Below are 24,071 nucleotides of genomic sequence, written 5' to 3'. Positions count from 1 at the left end.
TTCACTCAGTTGCCGCCTCGATGCAACGCGAATGATTTCGTGTATTTGAGTCATATCAGTTATTCTCAGCCTTCTTCACAACCTGAATGCTCAGCTCAGCCAGTGCAGTCGGGTTAGCAAAGCTCGGTGCTTCAGTCATCAGACACGCTGCCGCCGTGGTTTTCGGGAAGGCGATAACGTCACGGATATTGTCGGTGCCGGTCAGCAGCATGGTCAGACGGTCAAGACCGAATGCCAGACCTGCGTGCGGCGGAGTACCGTATTTCAGAGCGTCGAGCAGGAAGCCGAATTTCTCGCGCTGTTCCTCTTCGTTGATACCCAGAATACCAAACACCGTCTGCTGCATATCACCATTATGGATACGTACTGAACCACCGCCCACTTCGTAACCATTGATGACCATATCGTAAGCGTTCGCCACCGCATTTTCCGGTGCAGCTTTCAGTTCTGCAGCCGTCATATCTTTCGGTGAGGTGAACGGATGGTGCATTGCCGTCAGGCCGCCTTCACCGTCGTCTTCAAACATCGGGAAGTCGATAACCCACAGCGGTGCCCATTTGCTTTCGTCGGTCAGACCAAGGTCTTTACCCACTTTCAGGCGCAGTGCACCCATCGCGTCGGCAACAATTTTCTTGTTGTCGGCACCGAAGAAAATCATATCGCCATCTTGCGCGGCAGTACGATCCAGGATGTCTTCGATGATTTCTGCATTAAGGAACTTCGCTACCGGGCTGTTGATACCTTCCAGACCTTTCGCGCGTTCGTTAACTTTGATGTAAGCCAGACCTTTCGCGCCGTAGATTTTAACGAAGTTACCGTATTCGTCGATCTGCTTACGGGTCAGCGATGCGCCGCCCGGAACGCGCAGAGCCGCTACGCGACCTTTCGGATCGTTCGCCGGACCTGCAAATACAGCAAACTCAACAGATTTCAGCAGATCAGCAACGTCAGTCAGTTCCATCGGGTTACGCAGATCCGGTTTATCAGAACCATAACGGCGTTCTGCTTCCGCAAAGGTCATTACCGGGAAATCGCCCAGATCCACACCCTTCACTTCCAGCCACAGATGACGCACCAGCGCTTCCATCACTTCACGCACTTGCGGCGCGGTCATGAAAGAAGTTTCCACATCGATCTGAGTAAATTCAGGCTGACGGTCAGCACGCAGGTCTTCGTCACGGAAGCATTTAACGATCTGATAGTAACGGTCAAAACCGGACATCATCAGCAGCTGTTTGAACAACTGCGGGGATTGCGGCAGTGCGTAGAATTTACCTTTGTGCACACGAGAAGGCACCAGGTAGTCACGCGCGCCTTCCGGCGTGGCTTTGGTCAGCATCGGAGTTTCGATGTCGAGGAAGCCGTGGTCATCCATAAAACGGCGCACCAGGCTGGTGATTTTAGCGCGGGTTTTCAGGCGCTGAGCCATTTCCGGACGACGCAGGTCGAGGTAGCGGTATTTCAGACGCGCTTCTTCGGTGTTGACGTGGTTAGAGTCAAGCGGCAGAACATCTGCGCGGTTGATGATAGTCAGCGAGGACGCCAGCACTTCGATTTCGCCGGTCGCCATATCGCGGTTAATATTTTTTTCGTCACGCGCACGTACGGTGCCCGTGACCTGAATGCAGAACTCATTACGCAGTTCAGAGGCCAGCTTTAACGCGTCCGCACGATCCGGATCGAAAAATACCTGCACGATACCTTCGCGGTCGCGCATATCGATGAAGATCAGGCTACCAAGATCACGACGACGGTTGACCCAACCACACAGAGTCACCTGCTGCCCCACGTGGGACAAACGGAGCTGTCCACAATATTCTGTACGCATGAGATATCCCTTAACTTAGCTGCCGGCGGATGCCCCCTGCTGCGCAGGTGACCAAGTCGCAGCGTTAGCTGTATGTCACAACTGAATGAAAAAAGGCGGCTATTATACTGGAAATTCTGCCGCACCGTAAGAGCCTGGCCCGCGCTGGAACGCCTCGTTACCACTTTATATCGGGCCTGAAATCAGACTCTACGCCAGTTTGCTATAAAGGTGTTGCCCGAACTCATAAAAATTAACAAAATTTGTCGTTCCGCCATCGGCTAATCGCATTAAGGTGTGAGGCACGATTTTGTTTTTTCAGGAGTCATTATGCTTGAACTTAATGCTAAAACCACTGCGCTGGTGGTGATCGATTTACAAGAAGGCATCTTACCTTTTGCCGGTGGTCCACATACTGCCGCTGAGGTAGTTAATCGCGCCGGGAAGCTGGCGGCGAAATTTCGCGCCAGCGGTCAGCCCGTGTTTCTGGTGCGCGTTGGCTGGTCTGCCGATTACGCTGAAGCATTAAAACAGCCGGTCGATGCGCCCTCACCGGCTAAAGTGTTGCCCGAAAATTGGTGGCAACATCCTGCTGCATTAGGTGCAACCGACAGCGATATCGAAATCATCAAACGTCAATGGGGTGCGTTTTACGGTACGGATCTGGAGTTGCAATTACGCCGCCGAGGTATCGATACAATAGTGTTATGTGGGATCTCGACCAATATCGGTGTTGAATCCACCGCCCGCAATGCCTGGGAACTTGGCTTTAATCTGGTGATTGCCGAAGACGCCTGTAGTGCCGCCAGCGCCGAGCAGCACAATAACAGTATCAACCATATCTACCCGCGCATCGCCCGTGTGCGTAGCGTGGAAGAGATCCTCAACGCGTTATGATTTACATCGGTCTACCGCAATGGTCGCATCCTAAATGGGTGCGGTTGGGGATCACCAGCCTTGAAGAGTATGCCCGCCACTTTAACTGCGTGGAGGGCAACACCACGCTTTACGCCCTGCCGAAACCCGAGGTTGTCCTGCGCTGGCGTGAGCAGACCACAGATGACTTCCGCTTCTGTTTTAAGTTTCCGGCGACCATTTCGCATCAGGCAGCATTACGGCATTGCGATGATTTAGTGACTGAATTTTTGACCCGCATGTCACCGTTGGCTCCGCGCATTGGGCAATACTGGCTGCAACTGCCTGCCACATTCGGCCCACGGGAGCTGCCTGCGCTTTGGCATTTTCTCGATTCTCTTCCTGGCGAATTTAATTATGGCGTGGAAGTCCGCCATCCACAGTTTTTCGCCAAAGGAGAAGAGGAACAAACGCTTAATCGCGGTTTACATCAGCGCGGCGTTAATCGGGTGATTTTAGACAGCCGCCCGGTTCATGCAGCACGTCCACACAGTGAAGCTATTCGCGACGCTCAACGAAAAAAACCTAAAGTTCCGGTACATGCTGTACTGACGGCGACAAATCCGCTGATCCGTTTTATCGGTAGTGATGATATGACGCAAAACCGGGAATTATTTCAGGTCTGGTTACAAAAATTAGCGCAGTGGCATCAGACCACTACGCCTTATCTTTTTTTACATACGCCAGACATTGCCCAGGCACCGGAACTGGTACATACCCTGTGGGAAGACTTACGTAAAACGCTTCCAGAGATCGGAGCAGTTCCGGCTATTCCACAGCAATCTTCTCTTTTCTGAATTTGCCACCTATCATAGACAGGTGCCATCGGCCATTTTAAAGGGAGTTTGTATGGTAAGCGCGCTGTATGCCGTTTTAAGTGCGTTGTTATTAATGAAGTTCTCTTTTGATGTCGTTCGCCTGCGAATGCAGTACCGCGTTGCCTATGGCGACGGCGGTTTTAGCGAACTGCAAAGCGCTATTCGCATTCATGGTAACGCGGTGGAATATATTCCCATCGCGATTGTGCTGATGCTGTTTATGGAAATGAATGGCGCAGAAACCTGGATGGTGCATATTTGCGGCATCGTTTTGCTTGCTGGTCGTCTGATGCATTATTACGGTTTTCATCACCGTCTGTTCCGCTGGCGACGTTCCGGCATGAGCGCCACCTGGTGTGCGCTGTTGCTGATGGTGCTGGCGAATCTTTGGTATATGCCCTGGGAGTTGGTTTTCTCCCTGCGTTAGCGCACAATACGCCACTTTCTTTTTCCCGGATTTTTACGTTATGTCTCACCGCGACACGCTATTTTCTGCCCCTATCGCCAGACTGGGCGACTGGACCTTTGATGAACGGGTAGCTGAAGTCTTCCCGGATATGATCCAGCGTTCCGTACCCGGCTATTCCAATATTATTTCCATGATTGGTATGTTAGCCGAGCGCTTCGTTCAACCTGGTACGCAGGTTTACGATCTGGGTTGTTCTCTGGGCGCGGCGACGCTCTCGGTGCGTCGCAACATTCATCATGATAATTGCAAAATTATTGCCATCGACAACTCCCCGGCGATGATTGAACGCTGCCGTCGTCATATTGACGCCTATAAAGCCCCTACGCCAGTAGACGTCATTGAAGGTGATATTCGCGATATCGCCATTGAAAACGCATCGATGGTGGTGCTGAATTTTACCCTGCAATTCCTGGAACCTTCCGAGCGCCAGGCATTACTGGATAAAATTTATCAAGGACTGAACCCGGGCGGCGCGCTGGTGCTTTCGGAAAAATTCAGTTTCGAAGATGCCAAAGTTGGTGAACTGTTGTTCAACATGCACCACGACTTTAAACGTGCCAACGGTTACAGCGAACTGGAGATCAGCCAGAAGCGCAGCATGCTGGAAAACGTGATGCTGACCGATTCCGTGGAAACCCATAAAGCACGCCTGCATAAAGCCGGTTTTGAGCATAGTGAGCTGTGGTTCCAGTGCTTTAACTTTGGTTCACTGGTGGCATTAAAAGCAGAGGACGCTGCATGATCGACTTTGGTAACTTTTATTCTCTGATTGCCAAAAATCATCTTTCACACTGGCTCGAAACGCTGCCCGCGCAGATTGCTAACTGGCAGCGCGAGCAGCAGCACGGGTTGTTTAAGCAGTGGTCAAATGCGGTGGAGTTTCTACCTGAAATTAAACCGTATCGTCTTGATTTATTGCATAGCGTTACGGCAGAAAGCGAAGAGCCACTGAGCGCAGGGCAAATTAAACGCATTGAAACGCTGATGCGCAACCTGATGCCGTGGCGCAAAGGGCCGTTCTCACTGTATGGCGTCAACATCGATACCGAATGGCGTTCCGACTGGAAATGGGATCGTGTTCTGCCCCATCTTTCTGATTTAACCGGACGCACCATTCTGGATGTCGGCTGCGGCAGCGGTTATCACATGTGGCGCATGATTGGCGCAGGCGCGCACCTCGCGGTGGGGATCGACCCTACGCAACTGTTTCTGTGCCAGTTTGAAGCGGTGCGTAAACTACTGGGTAATGATCAGCGCGCGCATTTGTTACCGTTAGGTATTGAACAACTTCCGGCACTGAAAGCCTTTGATACCGTCTTTTCGATGGGCGTGCTTTACCATCGCCGTTCACCGCTGGAGCATCTATGGCAGTTGAAAGATCAACTGGTCAATGAAGGTGAACTGGTGCTGGAAACGCTGGTTATTGATGGTGATGAGAACACGGTGCTGGTACCAGGCGATCGTTACGCGCAAATGCGTAATGTCTATTTCATCCCTTCCGCGCTGGCGCTGAAAAACTGGCTGAAGAAGTGTGGTTTTGTAGATATCCGCATTGCGGATGTGAGCGTTACCACCACAGAAGAGCAGCGACGCACCGAATGGATGGTTACCGAATCGCTGGCCGATTTCCTCGACCCACATGATCCGGGTAAAACGGTGGAAGGTTATCCGGCACCTAAACGCGCGGTGCTGATTGCGCGCAAGCCGTAAAGGTCTGGTATTACTGCCGGATGCGGCGTGAACGCCTTATCCGGCCTACAAAACCTTGCTAATTCAATATATTGCAGGGACTATGTAGGCCTGATAAGCATAGCGCATCAGGCAGCTTTACGTTTGCATAACCTCAGCGCCCGTTTCCGGGCGCTATTCACGTCTTACGCCTGAACAGCTGGCTGATCAAACGCCGTTAACTTCGGTGCATTGCCCGTATATTTTTCGATATACACCAACGCTGAGTTACCGGCACAGGCATTTGCCAGCTGCGAGCTGGGGATATCCGCCGTTAACACGTTCGCACTGCCGTTTTTACACAAGCCATTTTCCAGATCTGGCCATGCACCTTCATGCACGCATACCACGCCTTTTTTGATCCCGTCAGTCACCACCGCGCCTGTCAAAATCTGACCACGTTTGTTCCAGACACGCACCAGATCGCCATTCGCAATACCAAAGCGTGCAGCATCTTCGGTGTGAATAGTGATTGGTTCACGATCTGCAACCGCATATTTTTTACGCAGTTCCGCATAGTTAAGCTGACTATGTAAACGGTGTGCCGGATGTGCGGTCAGAAGCTGCAACTGCTTCTCGTCGGCGGTACCCTTCCACTCATCAGGCGCAAGCCAGGTTGGGTGTGCCGGGCAATCCTTATAGCCAAATTTTTCCAGCGTTTTGGAGTAAATCTCAATTTTGCCGCTTGGCGTACCCAGCGCATTTTTCACCGGATCGGCGCGGAAATCACCATAACGAACGTACTGTTCGTTCTTCTCGCTGCGGCGCATTTCGATCAGTTTATTTTGCTGCCAGAAGGCATTAAACATCGGCATAGTCACGCGTTGCGCACGGGCACCTTTCTGAGCGGCATCATAGAAAAATTTCAGCCACGCCATTTCATCTTTACCTTCGGTATAGATCTCTTTTCCGCCAGGTTTCAGTAATTCCGCAAGATCGGCAAACACATCAAAATCGTTTCGCGCTTCAAATTGCGGAGCGACAGCCTGCTTCATCGGCACAATATGCTGGTTGCTGTAATCACCGGTCATCGTCAAGTCATTGCGCTCAAACGATGTGGTGATCGGTAATACGATATCTGCATGTTTAGCAGCTGCGGTCCAGTAGCATTCAGAAACGACGATCATCTCCGGTTTCTGCCATGCTTTAATCAGACGATTAGTATCCTGGTGATGGGTAAAGTTACCGCCACCCGCCCACCAGATCATTTTGATATTCGGATACGTTTGCTCTTTACCGTTATGCTGATATTTGCCGCCAGGATTTTCCAGCGCATCGACGATACGGGCAACAGGAATCGCCGTCATTCCGCCATCATCAGCGGCCTCGCTGGCCTGTCCGGCAATCGCCGCAGACATTTCCGGCAGCACGCCGCCAACACGTGTCGGGTTGCCACCATTGGAGTAATGATAAGAGAAACCAAAACCGCCGCCCGGTGTACCAATCTGCCCTAACATCGCCGCCAGCGTCACCAGCATCCAGTGTTTCTGTTCACCATATTGCTGGCGCTGAATTCCCCAGCCTGCCATCAGCATTGTGCGATTCGCCGCCATCAGTTCAGCGAGTTTGACTATCTGCGCTTCCGGTACGCCAGTAATTTCCGCCGCCCAGGCCGCGCTCTTCGGAGTATTATCGCTCTTACCTGTCAGATATTCTTCAAACTGCGGATACCCGGTGGTGTATTTTTCAAGGAACACTTTATCGTGTTTGCCTTGTGTCATCAGGGTATGCGCAATCCCTAACATCAGTGCCACGTCGGTGCCCATATTCGGCGCGATCCAGGTGGCATTATCGCCAAAGAACTCAATGGTTTCGGAGCGGATAGGATCAATGGCAATCACTGGTTTGCCAGATTTTTTCAGCTGATGGAAGTATTCCAGCCCTTGCTCATCGGTACTGCTCCAGGCAATTTTTAAGGTATTCAGCGGGTTCATCCCCCACAGCACCACAACCTGGCTGTTTTCCAGAATCAGCGGCCAGGAGGTCTGCTGTTCATACACCTCTACAGAACCGACCACATGCGGCATGATCACCTGTGCTGCCCCGGTTGAATAATCGCCGCTATGCCCGGAATAACCGCCCGCGAGGTTCATATAACGTTGCAGTAAGGTTTGCGCTTTATGCAACACGCCAGAAGAGCGCCAGCCGTAAGATCCGGCAAAAATGGCCGATGGTCCGTTAGCTTTACGAATACGATCGTGTTGCTCATGAATCAGTTTTAATGCTTGTTCCCAGCTCACCTGTACATAGGTATCTTCGCCTCGACCTTTCGCCGGTTGCAGTGGATTATCGAGATAGCTTTTTCTCACCATCGGATGCTGAATACGCGCCGTGGTGTGTACCTGATCCGCCGCCGTAGACTGTAAGGAGTTCGGTATGGTTTTCGCCAGCGCGCCTGTCGAAGAAACAATCTTGCCGTCCTTCACTTCTACGTTCATCGCTCCCCAGCGTCCCGCGGTGAGGATTTTACCGCCCTTCTCTTCTGCCCATGCGGGTAGCGGTGCTGCCGATGTCACCACCAGCGCTCCAGCGGCAATACCGCTGTGTTTAATAAATTCACGTCTTGTTAATGTCATAACTTCCTCCCTGATCAACGAGGATCACTGTTTCTCGGTAATATCTTTGGCGTTGTACTGGAAATACCGCGTTAAAATGTCCAGTTCGTTTTCGCTCATGCTGGTTCGTGCCCCCATTCCTTTGGCAATGGACGGCCACGCATTGACGGTGTAATGGTCGGCGGCAATAGGGGCATGACAACCAGCGCAATAGGTATCGTCAAGTTTTTCAGCGTATTGCCATAGCGGTTTACGGTCCGCTAATGCGGGATCGGTAAGCGCACCCTGTAAAGACGCCTGACGCCATTGATTGCCGTATTCGTCAGCCTGCCATTCCCCGTTTACCGTGAGCGCCTTGATACCTTCTTCACTTAATGTGGCTAGCGCCAGCCGTTGACCTGCCGCCAGGTAGAGCGTGTTTTCACTGCCCTGCATTTGATAACCCTGCAACAGAACGATCGGCTGTTTGCCACTGGCATCAACGACGGTGAGATCGGTACCAGGATTCACGGTAGCCAGCTCGCCTATGCGAGAAGTTTTGAAAGGATAAATATGTGCGCCATTAGTCACTGAAGTAGCGGTCTGACTTTCCAGCTCATGCGCCGCGTTGTCATCCATTTTTATTTCTGGCGGAAAATGGGCAATGCCTTTATGACAATCGATACAGGTTTCGCCGCCCTTTTGTGCTTTGTTATGCATTTTCTGCGCAGATTCACTTTGCGAGGCAATATCCATGGCATCAAAAGAATGGCAACTACGGCACGTTGCAGAGTCAGTTGCTTTTAATTCTTTCCATACTGTTTCGGCCATTTCCTGGCGATGAGTTTCGAACTTATCGTCACTGTCTATTTTGCCGCTAACAAATTCATGATAAATATCTTTAGATGCTTTTAATTTAGCAAATAAATAATCCATCCCTGACTTTGGAATATGGCAATCGGCACATTCCGCACGTATCCCTTTCTGGTTCGAAAAGTGGACAGTTCCCTGATATTCCTCAAAAGGTTTACTCATCGAGTGGCAGGAAAGGCAAAATGCTGTATCCGACGTTTTATGTAAGGCTTTTTGCGCCAGCAATAACCCGCCGCCACCAACCACAACCGCTATCAGCAAAAACAATAACCCAATGCGTTTTTTCCCTCGCATAGATTCCTCTAAATAAATTCCAGAACACCGAAATCATTGTATAATTAAATACACAACGAATTAACCGCTTGCATAACTCGGCACAACACTGCCTGAAATAATCGATAAAGAATATGATTTATTACAATGTAATCATTAATTGCTAAGGAATAACCCAGTTGCTATTTAGAATATATATTTATCAGTTTTAGCAATTTAAATCCCATAATCAATGTGAATATAAAAAATATTTTTAGCACAACGCTATGCGCACTGTCACCCGCTCAACAGATCACGGTTATCGTTCGTTTTTTATACTGCTCAGGGATAAAAAAAGGCCCCTGTTGAAATTGCAGGGGCCTGGTACGAGCAAGCATCATATTGGGCGACATGATGCAACGGTAAAAATCATTTGGCCTGATGGCGTTCAATGATTCCTTTCATTTCAGCAACCGCCGCCCCGTCTACGACATAACGCGAATACTCGTCCGCGTGTGCATCTGATGACATAGACAATCCTTGATTACGATAACGCATCGGTGAGGCTTGCCACGCTCCCGCGGAGCTATGGACTTCCAGCACTCCGGCATCGAGGAAGTGGTGCAGGTTTTCTGCACGGACTCCTGCTCCGGCCATAATGATTGGAGCATCACGATGGGCAATAAGTTCCATAATTTTTGATAAACCTTGCAGTGCGTCTGATTTTTGCCCTGATGTCAGCACCCGGGCAATGCCCAATTCCGCAAGATTATTGAGTGTATTTAGAGGGTTAGCGCACATATCAAAGGCGCGATGAAAAGTCACTGCCAGCGGACCGGCAGCAGCCATTATTTTTTCCATTCGTGGCATATCGACATTCCCGTCAACATCGAGAACGCCCGTCACCAGTCCAGGAAAACCTAATTCGCGGACCGTGCGCACATCCTCAAGAATGGCGGCAAACTCACCGTCGCTGTAGCAAAAATCACCACCGCGTGGGCGAATTATCGGATGCACAGGGATCGTCACCCGCTGGCGCACGGATTTCAGTACACCCAACGACGGCGTTAAGCCCCCCTCTTTTGGGGCTGCGCATAATTCAACTCTGTCTGCGCCGTTTTGCTGCGCCGTTAGTGCACATTCCATGCTGTAACAGCAAATTTCCAGTAATGCCATTTTTACTCCTTAATTACGCCGACTGCTCGCTGGCAACGATCTCTTCAATGGACCACGGATGAAACTTAATAGTTGTTTTGCCATCGGTGACCGCCAGCGTCGGATTCGGTAATCGCTCATGCTCACCTTTTGGCGAACTGGTTTTCACTGAGATCCCCGGTAGGCTGAGTCCTTCATCAGAAAGCAATGCCAGCGCACGGGCATTCAGCGTTTCTGGATCACCCGGCAGAACGATTTCAATATGTTCCCAACCTTCGTGTGGGTAACGTTTTTCCCCGGGCCACGGTAGCTCCACAATAGAAAACTGCCAGTGCGCAACCTGTACCGGTTCATGCAATTTAAACAGACAAATCGGTCTGCCATTGATCATATTTTCTGACAAAAGCTCGCCACACTGTTCAAACCCGCGACGCCAGCGTTCAGCAGTGGCGTTTTGATGGCAACGCAAAGAAATGTGATCGGCAGTCAGCGGAGTGATATTCAACCCCAGACGGCGGGAAAGTTCATCTAATGCGTGGGTAAATCGCGGTAAATCCGATGCAATATCCTGCAGCTCGTCGATAGATTGCCAGTTCGCCATAATCACTCTTCGTCTTTCAGTAAAAGCGTTAATTTACCCTGTTGCCCTGTGCCAACCAACCGCTGATTTCACGCCGCTTCTGATGCAATAGTGAAAACGGCAATACGCCACGCGCACGTTGCTGACGAAAACAGCCATTTGCAGTATACTCCCGCCCTAATTTCTTTAACTGGTGCGGGCAATTTTTGCTCGCTTCATCAATGTAAGGTATTCCGGTGAATATTCAGGCTCTTCTCTCAGAAAAAGTCCGTCAGGCCATGATTGCGGCAGGCGCGCCTGCGGATTGCGAACCGCAGGTTCGTCAGTCAGCAAAAGTTCAGTTCGGCGACTATCAGGCTAACGGCATGATGGCAGTTGCTAAAAAACTGGGTATGGCACCGCGACAATTAGCAGAGCAGGTGCTGACTCATCTGGATCTTAACGGTATCGCCAGCAAAGTTGAGATCGCCGGTCCAGGCTTTATCAACATTTTCCTTGATCCGGCATTCCTGGCTGAACATGTTCAGCAGGCGCTGGCGTCCGATCGTCTCGGTGTTGCTACGCCAGAAAAACAGACCATTGTGGTTGACTACTCTGCGCCAAACGTGGCGAAAGAGATGCACGTCGGTCACCTGCGCTCTACCATTATTGGTGACGCAGCAGTGCGTACTCTGGAGTTCCTCGGTCACAAAGTGATTCGCGCAAACCACGTCGGCGACTGGGGCACTCAGTTCGGTATGCTGATTGCATGGCTGGAAAAGCAGCAGCAGGAAAACGCCGGTGAAATGGAGCTGGCTGACCTTGAAGGTTTCTACCGCGATGCGAAAAAGCATTACGACGAAGATGAAGAGTTTGCCGAGCGTGCACGTAACTACGTGGTAAAACTGCAAAGCGGTGACGAATATTTCCGCGAGATGTGGCGCAAACTGGTCGACATCACCATGACGCAGAACCAGATCACTTACGATCGTCTCAACGTGACGCTGACCCGTGATGACGTGATGGGCGAAAGCCTCTACAACCCAATGCTGCCAGGAATTGTGGCGGATCTCAAAGCCAAAGGTCTGGCAGTAGAAAGCGAAGGGGCGACCGTTGTATTCCTTGATGAGTTTAAAAACAAGGAAGGCGAACCGATGGGCGTGATCATTCAGAAGAAAGATGGCGGCTATCTCTACACCACCACTGATATCGCCTGTGCGAAATATCGTTATGAAACACTGCATGCCGATCGCGTGCTGTATTACATCGACTCCCGTCAGCATCAACACCTGATGCAGGCATGGGCGATCGTCCGTAAAGCAGGCTATGTACCGGAATCCGTACCGCTGGAACACCACATGTTCGGCATGATGCTGGGTAAAGACGGCAAACCGTTCAAAACCCGCGCGGGTGGTACAGTGAAACTGGCCGATCTGCTGGATGAAGCCCTGGAACGTGCACGCCGTCTGGTGGCAGAAAAGAACCCGGATATGCCAGCCGACGAGCTGGAAAAACTGGCTAACGCGGTTGGTATTGGTGCGGTGAAATATGCGGATCTCTCCAAAAACCGCACCACGGACTACATCTTCGACTGGGACAACATGCTGGCGTTTGAGGGTAATACCGCGCCATACATGCAGTATGCATACACGCGTGTATTGTCCGTGTTCCGTAAAGCAGAAATTGACGAAGAGCAACTGGCTGCAGCTCCGGTAATCATCCGTGAAGATCGTGAAGCGCAACTGGCAGCTCGCCTGCTGCAGTTTGAAGAAACCCTCACCGTGGTTGCCCGTGAAGGTACGCCGCATGTGATGTGTGCTTACCTGTACGATCTGGCCGGTCTGTTCTCTGGCTTCTACGAGCACTGCCCGATCCTCAGCGCAGAAAACGAAGAAGTGCGTAACAGCCGTCTGAAACTGGCACAACTGACGGCGAAGACGCTGAAGCTGGGTCTGGATACGCTGGGTATTGAGACTGTAGAGCGTATGTAATCGATTTTTCGTGAGAGTGAAGCCTGATCAGGGTTACCTGATCAGGCTTTTTTATTGCCATCTAAATGTATTCTGAAAATGGACATGCCATCGTTTTCTCACTGTTGGGTAAGAAGTCAGAAGCGTAATATCCGGCCCCAGGGAAACGATAACGGTTGAATTTAAGGAATACCGCAGTGTTTAAATTTCTTGTATTAACATTAGGCATTATCTCTTGCCAGGTTTACGCAGAAGATACGCTTATAGTAAACGACCATGACATTTCAGCCATCAAAGATTGTTGGCAAAAAAATTCAGATGATGATAGTGACATTAACGTGATCAAATCATGCCTGCGACAAGAATACAATCTCGTCGATGCGCAATTAAATAAAGCCTATGGTGAAGCTTATCGTTATATAGAACAAGTGCCACGCACAGGTGTAAAAAAACCTGATACCGAACAACTTAACTTGCTTAAAAAATCACAGCGAGCCTGGCTGGATTTTAGGGACAAAGAATGTGAATTAATCCTTTCAAATGAGGACGTTCAGGATTTAAGTGACCCTTATTCTGAATCAGAATGGCTCTCATGTATGATCATACAGACCAATACGCGAACTCGCCAGTTGCAGCTATACCGTAACTCTGAAGATTTTTATCCAAGCCCTTTGACAAGAGGATAATTCACATATTTTTGGCATGTTTTGTTGCAAGCTATTCCTGATAAATAATTGCAACAAAACATCGAGCCTTTTTCACTGAGTTATTAAACATACTCGCGAGCGCGTAATTTTTTTGTCCTTCAGCGATAATTCACAATCACTTCATTACGTTGTACTTTCAGCGGCGGAATTAACCGCCCACCGCCAGGCACTTCCCAGATAAAGCGCAACGGTTCTGCTGCCGCTATACCGGAAAAGGCCACGGTGGTTCCGCTCTGCCCCTCTAATTCGACACAACGAGATTGCGAACACAAGCGAACCCGCAGTCCTGAAGGTGTCGGGCCGATAAGCTGATAACGCCACGCTACCAGCGTCATCAATCCTGAAGCAGGTTGTCGCGTAGAAAGAGGCGCAGACGACATCGACTCACCGCGATGATTTAGCGTAATTCCTACACTACTTGCCTGCCACATCCCCTCCCCGGCGGCTTGCACCAGCAGCGGAAACAATAATATTGCTAATAAGGTTCTCATTATTTGCCGCCAATTATCGCCGTCATGCGGATATGTCGGTTATCAGACAGTTCCAGATTCGACAGGACCACTAACTGCGGCAAGCTGCGGCGCAGGAAGCGAGACAATAATGGTCGCAGCGCGTGGTTCACCAACAATACTGGCGGCGCACCCAGCATCTCCTGACGGGATAGCGCTTCCTGAGTTTGCGCCAGTAAACGATCCGCCAGCCCTGGCTCCAGTCCTCCCCCGCCCTGCAGCGCCTGTAGTAACAAACGTTCCAGCGGTGTATCGAGGCCAATAACATGGACTTCATCTTTGCCAGGAAACCACTGCTGGGTAATCGCCCGTCCCAACGCCACGCGCACGACGGCGGTTAATTCATGTGGATCGCTTTGGATGGGCGCATGTTCCGCCAGCGTTTCGAGAATGGTGCGCATATCGCGAATCGGTACTTTTTCATCGAGGAGATTTTGCAGCACTTTATGCAGTGTGGTGAGCGTGACGACGCCAGGAACGAGATCTTCCGTCAGCTTTGGCATCTCCTGGGCGACGCGATCCAACAGCTGTTGCGCCTCCTGACGACCAAACAGCTCTGCGGCATGCTGGCTAATGAGGTGGTTAAGATGCGTTGCTACCACCGTGCTGGCCTCAACCACTGTGTACCCCTGAATCTGCGCCTGTTCTTTTAGCGCACTTTCAATCCAGATAGCATTCAGGCCAAATGCCGGATCGACGGTCGCCTCACCAGGTAACGTCCCGGCAGCGGTTCCAGGGTTAATCGCCAGCCAGCGCCCCGGATAAGCATCACCACTGCCAATCTCCACGCCTTTCATCAAAATGCGATAGCGGGCAGGTTGCAGATCCATATTGTCGCGAATGTGCACCACTGGCGGCAGAAATCCCATCTCCTGGGCAAATTTCTTGCGGATACTGCGTATACGGCCCAACAACTCACCATCCTGCTGGAAATCGACCATCGGGATCAGTCGATAACCCACTTCCATTCCCAGAGAATCTTCCAGTTGTACATCGTTCCACGTCGCTTCGACAACGGTATTATTCTCTGCCATTTTTACCGGTTTGGGTTCGGCAGGCGCTTTTTGTTCGCGTCCGCGTATCCACCAGGCCAGCCCGAGCAATCCGGCAGTGAACAGCAAAAATACCAGGTTCGGCATTCCAGGCACCAGGCCGAGTAAACCGAGCACGGCGGCGCTTAACAACATAACGCTTGGGTTACTGAAAAGCTGATTCACCATCTGCTCGCCAACATCCTGATCGGTGCTGACACGCGTAACGATGACCCCCGCGGCGGTAGAAATCACCAGCGCCGGAATTTGTGCCACCAGACCGTCGCCAATGGTCAATAGCGTATAACTTTCCGCCGCGTGTCCCATGCTCATGCCATGTTGCAGCACGCCGACCAGCAACCCGCCGACAACGTTAATGACCATGATGAGGATCCCGGCGATGGCATCGCCGCGAACAAACTTACTTGCCCCGTCCATTGAGCCGTAAAAATCGGCTTCCTGAGTCACTTCGGAGCGGCGTTTTTTCGCCTCATCTTCACCAATCAATCCGGCGTTAAGGTCGGCGTCAATCGCCATCTGCTTACCCGGCATACCATCGAGAACAAAGCGCGCACCCACTTCTGCGATACGCCCGGCACCTTTGGTAATGACCATAAAGTTGATGATCACGAGAATGACAAACACCACGATACCGATAGCGAAATTGCCACCAACGAGGAAGTGACCGAACGCTTCGACCACCTTCCCTGCCGCCGCCGCGCCGGTATGCCCTTCCATTAAAATGATACGGGTTGAAGCCACGTTAAGTGCCAGACGCAACAGCGTGGTAAACAACAGAATGGTCGGAAACGCAGCAAACTCAAGCGTGCGCTGGGTAAACATCGCCACCAGCAACACCATGATCGACAAGGCAATATTGAAGGTAAACAACAGGTCGAGTATGAATGCGGGCAGTGGCAGCACCATCATCGACAAGATCAACAGGATCAAAATCGGTCCGGCAAGGATCTGCCATTGTGTCGATTTCAGGTTTGCGGGCAGGCGCAGCATCGCGGCCAGATTACTCATGGGTCGGTTTCTCGTTAATAAAATCCAGGGCTTCCGGCACCGGAAGATGAGTAGGTTGTACAGGGCGCTGTCCACCAGCCAGACGCCAGCGTTTCAGTTGCCAGACCCAGGCCAGCACTTCCGCCACCGCGGCGTACAGTTGACCCGGGATTTGTTGACCAATCTCCGCATGTCGATACAGCGCTCGCGCCAGCGGCGGCGCTTCAAGCGTCGGGACGTTATTTTCAGCGCCAATTTCACGAATGCGCAGCGCGACCAGCCCTGCACCTTTAGCGACCACTTTCGGTGCGCTCATTTTGTTTTCGTCATACTGCAACGCTACCGAATAGTGGGTCGGGTTATTGACAATGACATCCGCTTTCGGCACATCGGCCATCATCCGACGCCGTGCGGCAGCTCGCTGCATCTGACGGATCCGTCCTTTAACATGGGGGTCGCCTTCGCTTTGTTTGAACTCATCACGAATATCCTGCCGCGACATTCGCAGCTTTTTCAGGTGGCTGAAGATTTGGAAAAAGACGTCAAATCCCACCATTGGAATGACACCAAGCACCACCAGCAGTGCGCATAGCCCTACCAAATCCATCGCATTACCCATGGCGGTAATCGGAGACTCGGCCATTAAGCGCATCATCTGCGGCCAGTGATGCCAGAGAAAAAACCCCGTCACGCTGCCAACCAGGATGGTTTTCAAAATTGCTTTAAGCAACTCCGCGCCAGTCTGAGCCGAGAACATCCGTTTAATGCCCGGTAGCGGGTTGAGTTTGGAAAACTTCGGCTGCAAGGATTTGCCGCTAAATACCAGCCCTCCCAGCATGACCGGAGAAATGAGCGCCACCAGTACCACGCCGCTAATCAGTGGCAGCAGCGCCAGCATGGCTTCTCTGATCAGCAGAATAATCTGCCCGAGGATCAGATTCGGGTCTTTGATAATACTGTGATCAAAATGCAGCCCAGCGGAGAGCATGCCCGACAATCGACGGGCCAGCGACACACCGCCAAACCAGATAACACTAACGCCCACCAGCAAAATCAGCAGTGAGGTCAGTTCACGGGAACGCGGGATTTGCCCCTCTTCCCGCGCTTTTTCTAGTCGGTGAGGTGTGGGGGCTTCTGTTTTGTCGTCGCTCTCGTCAGACACGTCGCCAATCCTGGAAAGAGTATTAAGCGTGAATGATGCCAGAGCGCAAAGCGTTCAATGGTTTGAGTAAGGGGCAAAACAGGCGGGATTTAGGGCTTTTGCTGCCACACATCAAGCATAGTGTGCGTTTGTCGGATGCGGCGTCATCGCCTTATCAGACCGCCTGATATGACGTGGTCACGCCACATCAGGCAATACAAATCAAAATCCAAGACTATCCAACAAATCGTCCACCTGATCCTGACTGGCTACCACACCGGCTTTGCTGGTATCGACCTGAGGTCCATTAAGCAAACTCTGGTTTTCACGTTTTGGACGCGACTCCTGTTCCGGGATGTTTTCCAACAGCACCATCAGCAACTGGCGTTCGATCTCCTGAATGACATCCATCATCCGCTTAATGACCTGCCCGGTGAGATCCTGAAAATCCTGCGCCATCATGATTTCCAGCAGTTGCGCGTTAGTAAAGCTGGTATGCGCGGGTACATCTGCCAGAAATTGTCGTGTATCTGTTACCAGTTCACGGGCGTCGGCAAGGTCAATCGGATCGGCAAACCAGTCATCCCAACGTTGGGTTAACGCTTTTGCTGATTTCTCCATTTGATCCTGATGCGGTTGTGACGCCTCAACACTGTTCAGCGCCCGCTCCGCAGCCTGGGCGGTCATCTGCACAACATAGTACAAACGATCGCGCGCATCGGGGATGGCTTCCGCCGCTTCGGCAATGGCCTGATCCAGCCCCAGTTCCCGCAAACTGTCGCGCAGCATACGCGTCAGGCTGCCGATGCGCGCAATGATATCGCCAGCTGAATGCTCGTCAGCAGGTTTGATTGATGGTTGCATCATAGTCGCATCCTCACATGCCCAGTTTCTCAAAGATTTTGTTGAGTTTTTCCTCCAGCGTCGCGGCGGTAAATGGCTTCACCACATAGCCACTGGCCCCCGCTTGCGCCGCAGCAATGATGTTCTCTTTCTTCGCTTCTGCAGTCACCATTAACACTGGCAATGCCGACATCGCGCCATCCGCACGAATTGTTTTCAGCAATTCCAGGCCATCCATATTGGGCATGTTCCAGTCGGAGATAACAAATCCATAACCGCCTGCCTGCAACTTATTGAGAGCGTCGACGCCATCTTCCGCTTCCTCAACATTATTGAATCCCAGCTCTTTCAGCAGGTTACGCACTATGCGTCGCATGGTGGAAAAGTCATCCACAACCAAAAATTTAAGTTCTTTATCCGCCATTTCACACTCCTGATTTAAATACGTATCGCCTGTCCGGCACTAATTTTTGCCAACATTTGCTGGCTTACCTGGCTAAGATCGACCACTTCGCAGACACCACCCATATTGATGGCCTCGCGCGGCATGCCGAACACCACGCAACTTGCTTCGTTTTGCGCAAGGGTCCATGCCCCCGCCTGACGCATCGCCAACATTCCTGCCGCGCCGTCGTTGCCCATACCGGTCAGGATCACCCCAACCGCATTACGCCCCGCCTGTTTGGCGACAGAATGGAACAACACATCTACCGAAGGCCGATGACGGTTAACCGCCGGGCCATCATGAATTTTGATTTGGTAATTTGCGCCACTACGCGCCAGCTCCATATGCCGATCGCCCGGCGCGATATAGGCATGCCCCGGCAAAACACGTTCTCCGTCTTCGGCTTCTTTAACCCCGATCTGACAAAGCTTATTAAGTCTGTCGGCAAAAGAGCGGGTGAAACCAGGCGGCATATGCTGGGTAATTAACAGTGCCGGGCTGGAAAGCGGCAACGGTTGCAGTACGTGACGAATTGCCTCAGTTCCACCCGTTGAAGCACCAATCGCAATCAGTTTTTCAGAACTCAACAACGGCCCTGCCTTCAGCGTTGTCGGTGCCGACAATGGCTTATGTGCTGCAAGGCTCGCCTTTGCTGCTGTACGCACCTTTTCAGCAATCATTTCGCTATACGCCAGCATTCCTTCGCGAATACCCAGTTGCGGTTTGGTGACAAAATCTATCGCCCCCAGCTCCAGCGCGCGCAGCGTGACTTCTGACCCTTTGCCGGTCAGGGAAGAAACCATCACTACGGGCATTGGACGCAAACGCATTAATTTTTCGAGGAAATCCAGTCCGTCCATCCGCGGCATTTCAACATCCAGCGTCAGCACATCGGGATTGAATTTCTTAATCAAGTCACGCGCGACCAGCGGATCAGGCGCGGTCGCCACCATTTCCATGTCGCTATGGCTGTTGATGATTTCTGTCATGATCTGGCGCATCAGTGCCGAATCATCGACAGATAACACCCTGATTTTGCTCATCGTTAATCCTTACTTAGCGCATACACCGTCTGACCACGCAGCGTGAAGCGGCGCTCAAGGTGGCTAAAGTTTTCAGAGTGACCCGCAAACAGCAATCCGTCGGGTTTAAGGAGCGGAACAAAGCGGCGCAAAATCTCCTGCTGGGTATTTTGATCGAAGTAGATCATGACGTTACGACAGAAGATCGCATCAAACGGCCCCGGCACGGTGTACTGTTTCGCCAGTAGATTCAGCGGGGCAAAATCAACATAGTTCGCCAGCTCCTGACGCACGCGTACCAGCCCTTCATGCGGTCCCGTCCCTCGCATGAAATACCGTTGCAGTTGCTGCGGCGTCAGGTTTTTCAACTCTTCATGGCGATAAATACCGCTTCTGGCTTTTTCCAGCACTTTGGTGTCGATATCACTGGCAAACACTTTCCAGCGTCCGGGCGCGGTGCCCAATGTGTCAGCCAGCGTCATCGCAATGCTGTACGGCTCTTCGCCGGTCGAAGCCGCCGCGCTCCATACGCGATACTCGCCAGAACGGCGACGTGCGTGATCCGCGAGCAGAGGGAAATGGTGTGCCTCACGGAAAAATGCCGTCAGATTCGTGGTCAGCGAATTGATAAACGCCTGCCACTCACCGCTGTGCTGATTAGATTCCAGCAAGTTCAGATAATGACCGAAATCCGTCAGTCCCAGCGAACGCAAACGACGAACCAGTCGGTTGTAAACCATGTCGCGTTTATGGTCAGCCAGAACGATCCCGGCTCGTTGATAGATCAATTGACTTATCCGCCGAAAATGCGCGTCGGAAAGCGCCAGGCGCTCGGTCATCTGTAACAATAAAGACGTTTGCCCACAGGGCAGAGATGAAGTCATAGCGCCTTCTCAATCACTTCAGGATACCACTGGCGCAATTTGTAACTGCACCGACTCATGTCGTGCTACTTCATATTCTTCAAGGGTAAATACCGCCACACGCGACGAAAGATGGTCGGCCTGATTCGCCAGTTGTTCCGTTGCCACCGCCGCTTCTTCTACCAGCGAGGCGTTCTGCTGAGTCACCTGATCCATCTGGCTGACAGCCTGTGCAACCTGCTCAATCCCCCGCTGTTGTTCTTCCGACGCAGAGGCAATTTCTCCCATAATGTCGTTCACGCGGGTCACCGAACTGACAATATCGATCATGGTCGCGGCGGCGTTATTCACCAGTTTCGAACCCTGCTGGACACGATTGACTGACTCTTCGATCAGCCCTTTGATCTCTTTTGCTGCCTGCGCGCTACGGCTGGCAAGATTGCGCACTTCACCTGCCACTACCGCAAAACCACGCCCCTGCTCTCCGGCGCGAGCCGCTTCCACTGCCGCATTCAGGGCCAGAATATTGGTCTGGAAAGCAATTCCGTCGATAACGCTGATAATGTCGCCAATTTTTTGCGAGCTGGTGGCGATCTCCTGCATGGTGTGAGTCATGGTACTGACCTGAACACCGCCCGCCTGCGCCGTTGTCGCGGCATTTTTTGCCAGTTCCGACGCCTGTCGTGCGTTATCGGCGTTTTGCCCTACCGTGGCGGTTAATTGCTCCATACTGGCGGCCGTTTGTGCCAGCGATGCCGCCTGCTGTTCGGTACGACTTGAGAGATCGTTATTGCCTGCGACAATCTCCGCGATACCAATGTGCATCTCCTGGCTTCCCTTACGCACATCACTTACCGTCCCACGCAAAGCCTGCTGCATGGTCTTCAGACTGGCAAAAATGGCGGTGATCTCATTACGACCATATACCGCAATCGGACGCGCCAGATTACCCGCAGCAATGCTGTCAAAATGGCTACCGATAATGGCCAGTGGTTGAACAATCATCTTGCGCGTCCACCACAGCGCACTGCTGATGTAGATCGCCGCAACAATAATCATGCTGATAAACACCAGTGCCGAAATCTGATAGTTACGCTGGCTTTGCGCACTGGCGGCTTCCAGCACATGGTTGATCTCCAGCTGCCAGGCCTCAAAGTTAACGTCAAACGCATTCTGTGATCCCTGCACCGGCGCAGTGAGGAAATCCGAAAGTTGATTACTTTCAAGCCAGGTCGCCTGATGTTCGAGATCGTTGTGCCAGCGGGCAAAACTTTTCTCCGTCTCTTTTTGCAATGCCCTGACGTGCTCGTTGCCCGCAGTCATCGCCATAAAACTTTTAAACAGCGTGGTGGATTGCGTCAGACTGGCGCGCGCCGTCGTCATCAACGTTTTAATGTCATCCGCCGGATAGCTAAGTGCCGTCAGAGTGCCCGCTTTGTTCAGCGCGGTACTGGCCTGTAACATTACCGCCCGAGTTTGCGCTAATGCCGCACGTTGCTGATTGCTCTGCTCGACCTGATTCAGTCGTTGCAAATCGTCGCGAAATGCCCAAAAAGACATGCCGTTACTGCCAATCTGCAAGATCCCGCAGAGAATCAAAATTAAAAACAGCGTGGTCGAAATTCGAATACGATTAAACATCAACGCTCCCCATCAGGCGGCAATGACCGCGTTAGTAAATACTCGTCAAAATGTTTCCCAGTTTGGATCTTGTTCAGCAATTCGCAGTCGTGGCTGTGCCGGTGGTTGCTCACTGGCAGGACGGGATGGTGTTTGCGGTTTATTGGTGAGTGGGCTGGCTGCCAGACGGAACGCGGAAACCGCTTGCGTTAAACGACTCGCCTGTTCTTCCAGCGCAGCGGCGGCGGCAGCTGATTCCTGCACCAGCGATGCGTTCTGTTGCGTGACGCGATCCATTTCCGAAACCGCCAATGCGACTTGATCGATGCCACGGCTCTGTTCATCCGATGCCGATGCAATCTCGCCCATAATGTCAGTCACGCGAGTGACAGCATTGACGATATTGTTCATTGTTTCCCCGGCGCTTTCGACCAGCACCGAACCGGTATCAACGCGTGAGACGGAGTCTTCAATGAGGGCTTTGATCTCTTTTGCCGCCTGGGCGCTGCGACTGGCAAGATTACGCACTTCACCCGCCACCACGGCAAAACCACGGCCCTGTTCACCCGCACGCGCGGCTTCAACCGCGGCATTCAGCGCGAGGATATTAGTCTGGAAGGCAATACCGTCGATAACGCTGATAATGTCGGCAATTTTCTTCGAACTATCGGCGATCTCATGCATCGTTTTCACTACGCCATCCACCACTTTGCCGCCGTGCTGGGCGGTGTCGGAGGCACTTTGCGCCAGTTGCGAGGCCTGGCGGGCGTTATCGGCGTTTTGCTTCACTGTCGCGGTGAGCTGCTCCATGCTGGCGGCAGTTTCTTCCAGCGCGGATGCCTGCTGTTCAGTACGGGAGGAAAGATCGGTGTTGCCCGCCGCAATTTCACGGGTACCGGCATAGATGGCATCTGAACCTTCGCGGACATGAGTGACGGTGTCAGTCAAAGAGCGTTGCATATGTGAAACGCTCTGCGCCAGGTCGCCCATTTCACTGCGCCCGTCAATGGTCAGGGTATTCGCCAGGTTACCACCGGCGATTTCGCGAATGTGAGCAATAATTTTTGCCAGCGGAGTAAGCAACATACGGCGAATGCCGTACCACGCCACCAGCAGAATCAATACCACCACCAGCGCGATAACCGCCAGTTGCCACTGGGCAAATCGGTAATCATCTGCGTTGTCAGTGACGATATCGCGATACAGTTTTTCACTGCTGAGGGCGTACTGAGCAAACGCTTCGCCCATTGCATTTTGCATTCCCTGGGTTGGCTGAGCGAAATAAGCTCCAGTATTGCCATAATCTAGATAATCAATCAGTTCAGTTAACGCTGTGTAATAGTTTTTATATTTTTCATCAATATTACGACTGGTAGCGACCATTTCAGGTAACGGTGCCATGCTTTTGAATTTTTTATAATGCGTCGCTGCCTGCGCCAATGTTTTCCTGGCGCTATCGAGCAATTCAACTTTGGCGTTACTTTGTTGATTGGAGGAATCCATCATCATCCGTACCGCTGAACGACTCAGGTTAATGCGCGTTTGCAGCATTAAATCCCAGGTTGACGTCAGCTCGCCCTGCTGTTCCCGTAATTGATTGGAAACCACAAAGCTCTTCTGGCTATGGTGAAGGGAAGAAAAAAACAGACTGCCGGAAATAAGCTGTAACAGTGCGAATACCCCCAGCACCATTACCAACAGCGTGACTACGCGGATACGGTTAATCATAAGGCACCTTCCTGAAAACAAGTTGATCTCGTTATCGGCAAGGAGGGGGGAAACTTTATTGCTGATGCCACCCG

At 51.7% G+C, this 24,071-nt stretch carries 22 protein-coding genes; 7 read left to right on the top strand and 15 right to left on the bottom strand.

What is annotated here, in order from left to right; all coding sequences use genetic code 11:
- Window positions 1-55: 55 nt before the first annotated feature.
- On the bottom strand, window positions 56-1,828 hold the full coding sequence (gene aspS / locus AB4H76_RS10110) for an aspartate--tRNA ligase (RefSeq protein WP_001258678.1): 1,773 nt from the start codon (window positions 1,826-1,828) through the stop codon (window positions 56-58).
- A gap of 309 nt (window positions 1,829-2,137) precedes the next feature.
- Here aspS and AB4H76_RS10105 point away from each other — a divergent pair, with 309 nt between their 5' ends.
- The 5 genes from AB4H76_RS10105 to cmoB are packed head-to-tail and all read left to right on the top strand — an operon-like array spanning window position 2,138 to window position 5,719.
- Entirely contained in the window at window positions 2,138-2,704 is a 567-nt protein-coding gene (locus tag AB4H76_RS10105) for a hydrolase (RefSeq protein ID WP_000891599.1), read from the top strand.
- The gene (locus tag AB4H76_RS10100; protein ID WP_000639274.1) at window positions 2,701-3,519 is read left to right on the top strand and encodes a DUF72 domain-containing protein; all 819 of its coding nucleotides are present in this window, start codon (window positions 2,701-2,703) and stop codon (window positions 3,517-3,519) included. The genes AB4H76_RS10105 and AB4H76_RS10100 overlap by 4 nt, the downstream gene beginning before the upstream one ends.
- A 52-nt stretch (window positions 3,520-3,571) precedes the next feature.
- Window positions 3,572-3,967, top strand: coding sequence for an MAPEG family protein (locus AB4H76_RS10095; protein WP_000252980.1), 396 nt, complete (start codon window positions 3,572-3,574; stop codon window positions 3,965-3,967).
- Window positions 3,968-4,007: 40 nt separating this feature from the next.
- Complete coding sequence (gene cmoA / locus AB4H76_RS10090) at window positions 4,008-4,751, top strand: carboxy-S-adenosyl-L-methionine synthase CmoA (protein ID WP_000019588.1); 744 nt, start codon at window positions 4,008-4,010, stop codon at window positions 4,749-4,751.
- Window positions 4,748-5,719 (top strand): tRNA 5-methoxyuridine(34)/uridine 5-oxyacetic acid(34) synthase CmoB, encoded by a 972-nt coding sequence (gene cmoB / locus AB4H76_RS10085; protein WP_000564725.1) that lies wholly within the window; start codon window positions 4,748-4,750, stop codon window positions 5,717-5,719. Before cmoA ends, cmoB begins: the two co-directional genes overlap by 4 nt.
- A gap of 164 nt (window positions 5,720-5,883) precedes the next feature.
- Here the strand turns inward: cmoB and torZ are convergent, their stop codons facing one another.
- The 4 genes from torZ to AB4H76_RS10065 form a co-directional block, all read right to left on the bottom strand.
- On the bottom strand, window positions 5,884-8,313 hold the full coding sequence (torZ, locus tag AB4H76_RS10080) for a trimethylamine N-oxide reductase TorZ (protein ID WP_000176796.1): 2,430 nt from the start codon (window positions 8,311-8,313) through the stop codon (window positions 5,884-5,886).
- Between the two features lie 24 nt (window positions 8,314-8,337).
- Window positions 8,338-9,438: a NapC/NirT family cytochrome c gene (locus AB4H76_RS10075; protein ID WP_001214316.1), complete on the bottom strand. Its 1,101-nt coding sequence runs from the start codon at window positions 9,436-9,438 to the stop codon at window positions 8,338-8,340.
- 387 nt (window positions 9,439-9,825) lie between these two features.
- Window positions 9,826-10,572 carry a copper homeostasis protein CutC gene (gene cutC, locus AB4H76_RS10070; RefSeq protein ID WP_001185727.1) on the bottom strand — a complete coding sequence of 249 codons (747 nt, stop codon included), beginning with the start codon at window positions 10,570-10,572 and terminating at the stop codon, window positions 9,826-9,828.
- Window positions 10,573-10,585: 13 nt separating this feature from the next.
- The gene (locus AB4H76_RS10065) at window positions 10,586-11,152 is read right to left on the bottom strand and encodes a VOC family protein (protein WP_001295504.1); all 567 of its coding nucleotides are present in this window, start codon (window positions 11,150-11,152) and stop codon (window positions 10,586-10,588) included.
- Between the two features lie 215 nt (window positions 11,153-11,367).
- Between AB4H76_RS10065 and argS the strand changes: the two genes are divergently transcribed.
- Window positions 11,368-13,101, top strand: a complete 1,734-nt coding sequence (gene argS / locus AB4H76_RS10060) for an arginine--tRNA ligase (RefSeq protein ID WP_001025322.1) — start codon at window positions 11,368-11,370, stop codon at window positions 13,099-13,101.
- A 41-nt stretch (window positions 13,102-13,142) separates the two neighbouring features.
- Here the strand turns inward: argS and yecV are convergent, their stop codons facing one another.
- Window positions 13,143-13,187, bottom strand: a complete 45-nt coding sequence (yecV, locus tag AB4H76_RS10055; protein ID WP_211180499.1) for a protein YecV — start codon at window positions 13,185-13,187, stop codon at window positions 13,143-13,145.
- Window positions 13,188-13,277: 90 nt separating this feature from the next.
- Here yecV and AB4H76_RS10050 point away from each other — a divergent pair, with 90 nt between their 5' ends.
- Window positions 13,278-13,766 (top strand): lysozyme inhibitor LprI family protein, encoded by a 489-nt coding sequence (locus AB4H76_RS10050; protein ID WP_001300831.1) that lies wholly within the window; start codon window positions 13,278-13,280, stop codon window positions 13,764-13,766.
- Window positions 13,767-13,885: 119 nt separating this feature from the next.
- Here the strand turns inward: AB4H76_RS10050 and flhE are convergent, their stop codons facing one another.
- The 9 genes from flhE to tar form a co-directional block, all read right to left on the bottom strand.
- Entirely contained in the window at window positions 13,886-14,278 is a 393-nt protein-coding gene (gene flhE / locus AB4H76_RS10045; protein WP_001259583.1) for a flagellar protein FlhE, read from the bottom strand.
- Window positions 14,278-16,356 carry a flagellar biosynthesis protein FlhA gene (gene flhA, locus AB4H76_RS10040; RefSeq protein WP_000066982.1) on the bottom strand — a complete coding sequence of 693 codons (2,079 nt, stop codon included), beginning with the start codon at window positions 16,354-16,356 and terminating at the stop codon, window positions 14,278-14,280. The genes flhE and flhA overlap by 1 nt, the downstream gene beginning before the upstream one ends.
- A complete protein-coding gene (gene flhB / locus AB4H76_RS10035; RefSeq protein WP_001278936.1) occupies window positions 16,349-17,497 on the bottom strand; it encodes a flagellar biosynthesis protein FlhB in 1,149 nt (382 codons plus the stop codon). The genes flhA and flhB overlap by 8 nt, the downstream gene beginning before the upstream one ends.
- Before the next feature lie 201 nt (window positions 17,498-17,698).
- Window positions 17,699-18,343, bottom strand: coding sequence for a protein phosphatase CheZ (cheZ, locus tag AB4H76_RS10030; RefSeq protein ID WP_000983609.1), 645 nt, complete (start codon window positions 18,341-18,343; stop codon window positions 17,699-17,701).
- Window positions 18,344-18,353: 10 nt separating this feature from the next.
- Window positions 18,354-18,743, bottom strand: a complete 390-nt coding sequence (gene cheY / locus AB4H76_RS10025) for a chemotaxis response regulator CheY (RefSeq protein ID WP_000763867.1) — start codon at window positions 18,741-18,743, stop codon at window positions 18,354-18,356.
- A gap of 14 nt (window positions 18,744-18,757) precedes the next feature.
- Window positions 18,758-19,807 carry a protein-glutamate methylesterase/protein glutamine deamidase gene (gene cheB, locus AB4H76_RS10020; RefSeq protein WP_000036371.1) on the bottom strand — a complete coding sequence of 350 codons (1,050 nt, stop codon included), beginning with the start codon at window positions 19,805-19,807 and terminating at the stop codon, window positions 18,758-18,760.
- A 2-nt stretch (window positions 19,808-19,809) separates the two neighbouring features.
- Window positions 19,810-20,670, bottom strand: coding sequence for a protein-glutamate O-methyltransferase CheR (gene cheR / locus AB4H76_RS10015; RefSeq protein WP_000204342.1), 861 nt, complete (start codon window positions 20,668-20,670; stop codon window positions 19,810-19,812).
- An 18-nt stretch (window positions 20,671-20,688) separates the two neighbouring features.
- Window positions 20,689-22,290 carry a methyl-accepting chemotaxis protein IV gene (gene tap / locus AB4H76_RS10010; RefSeq protein ID WP_000483223.1) on the bottom strand — a complete coding sequence of 534 codons (1,602 nt, stop codon included), beginning with the start codon at window positions 22,288-22,290 and terminating at the stop codon, window positions 20,689-20,691.
- Window positions 22,291-22,335: 45 nt separating this feature from the next.
- Window positions 22,336-23,997 (bottom strand): methyl-accepting chemotaxis protein II, encoded by a 1,662-nt coding sequence (tar, locus tag AB4H76_RS10005; protein WP_001297437.1) that lies wholly within the window; start codon window positions 23,995-23,997, stop codon window positions 22,336-22,338.
- Window positions 23,998-24,071: the final 74 nt, after the last annotated feature.

The sequence above is a fragment of the Escherichia sp. UTM R2 genome (assembly GCF_048593455.1).
Lineage (GTDB): Bacteria > Pseudomonadota > Gammaproteobacteria > Enterobacterales > Enterobacteriaceae > Escherichia > Escherichia coli.
Note: the sequence above shows the minus strand (reverse complement) of the source record. Positions and strands in the feature narration are given on the sequence as shown.

Excerpts from the sequence above, each read along its gene's own strand:
- aspS (WP_001258678.1), bottom strand. The coding sequence starts at position 1,828 with ATGCGTACAGAATATTGTGGACAGCTCCGTTTGTCCCACGTGGGGCAG.
- AB4H76_RS10105 (WP_000891599.1), top strand. The coding sequence starts at position 2,138 with ATGCTTGAACTTAATGCTAAAACCACTGCGCTGGTGGTGATCGATTTA.
- AB4H76_RS10100 (WP_000639274.1), top strand. The coding sequence starts at position 2,701 with ATGATTTACATCGGTCTACCGCAATGGTCGCATCCTAAATGGGTGCGG.
- AB4H76_RS10095 (WP_000252980.1), top strand. The coding sequence starts at position 3,572 with ATGGTAAGCGCGCTGTATGCCGTTTTAAGTGCGTTGTTATTAATGAAG.
- cmoA (WP_000019588.1), top strand. The coding sequence starts at position 4,008 with ATGTCTCACCGCGACACGCTATTTTCTGCCCCTATCGCCAGACTGGGC.
- cmoB (WP_000564725.1), top strand. The coding sequence starts at position 4,748 with ATGATCGACTTTGGTAACTTTTATTCTCTGATTGCCAAAAATCATCTT.
- torZ (WP_000176796.1), bottom strand. The coding sequence starts at position 8,313 with ATGACATTAACAAGACGTGAATTTATTAAACACAGCGGTATTGCCGCT.
- AB4H76_RS10075 (WP_001214316.1), bottom strand. The coding sequence starts at position 9,438 with ATGCGAGGGAAAAAACGCATTGGGTTATTGTTTTTGCTGATAGCGGTT.
- cutC (WP_001185727.1), bottom strand. The coding sequence starts at position 10,572 with ATGGCATTACTGGAAATTTGCTGTTACAGCATGGAATGTGCACTAACG.
- AB4H76_RS10065 (WP_001295504.1), bottom strand. The coding sequence starts at position 11,152 with ATGGCGAACTGGCAATCTATCGACGAGCTGCAGGATATTGCATCGGAT.
- flhE (WP_001259583.1), bottom strand. The coding sequence starts at position 14,278 with ATGAGAACCTTATTAGCAATATTATTGTTTCCGCTGCTGGTGCAAGCC.
- flhA (WP_000066982.1), bottom strand. The coding sequence starts at position 16,356 with ATGAGTAATCTGGCCGCGATGCTGCGCCTGCCCGCAAACCTGAAATCG.
- cheZ (WP_000983609.1), bottom strand. The coding sequence starts at position 18,343 with ATGATGCAACCATCAATCAAACCTGCTGACGAGCATTCAGCTGGCGAT.
- cheY (WP_000763867.1), bottom strand. The coding sequence starts at position 18,743 with ATGGCGGATAAAGAACTTAAATTTTTGGTTGTGGATGACTTTTCCACC.
- cheB (WP_000036371.1), bottom strand. The coding sequence starts at position 19,807 with ATGAGCAAAATCAGGGTGTTATCTGTCGATGATTCGGCACTGATGCGC.
- cheR (WP_000204342.1), bottom strand. The coding sequence starts at position 20,670 with ATGACTTCATCTCTGCCCTGTGGGCAAACGTCTTTATTGTTACAGATG.
- tap (WP_000483223.1), bottom strand. The coding sequence starts at position 22,290 with ATGTTTAATCGTATTCGAATTTCGACCACGCTGTTTTTAATTTTGATT.
- tar (WP_001297437.1), bottom strand. The coding sequence starts at position 23,997 with ATGATTAACCGTATCCGCGTAGTCACGCTGTTGGTAATGGTGCTGGGG.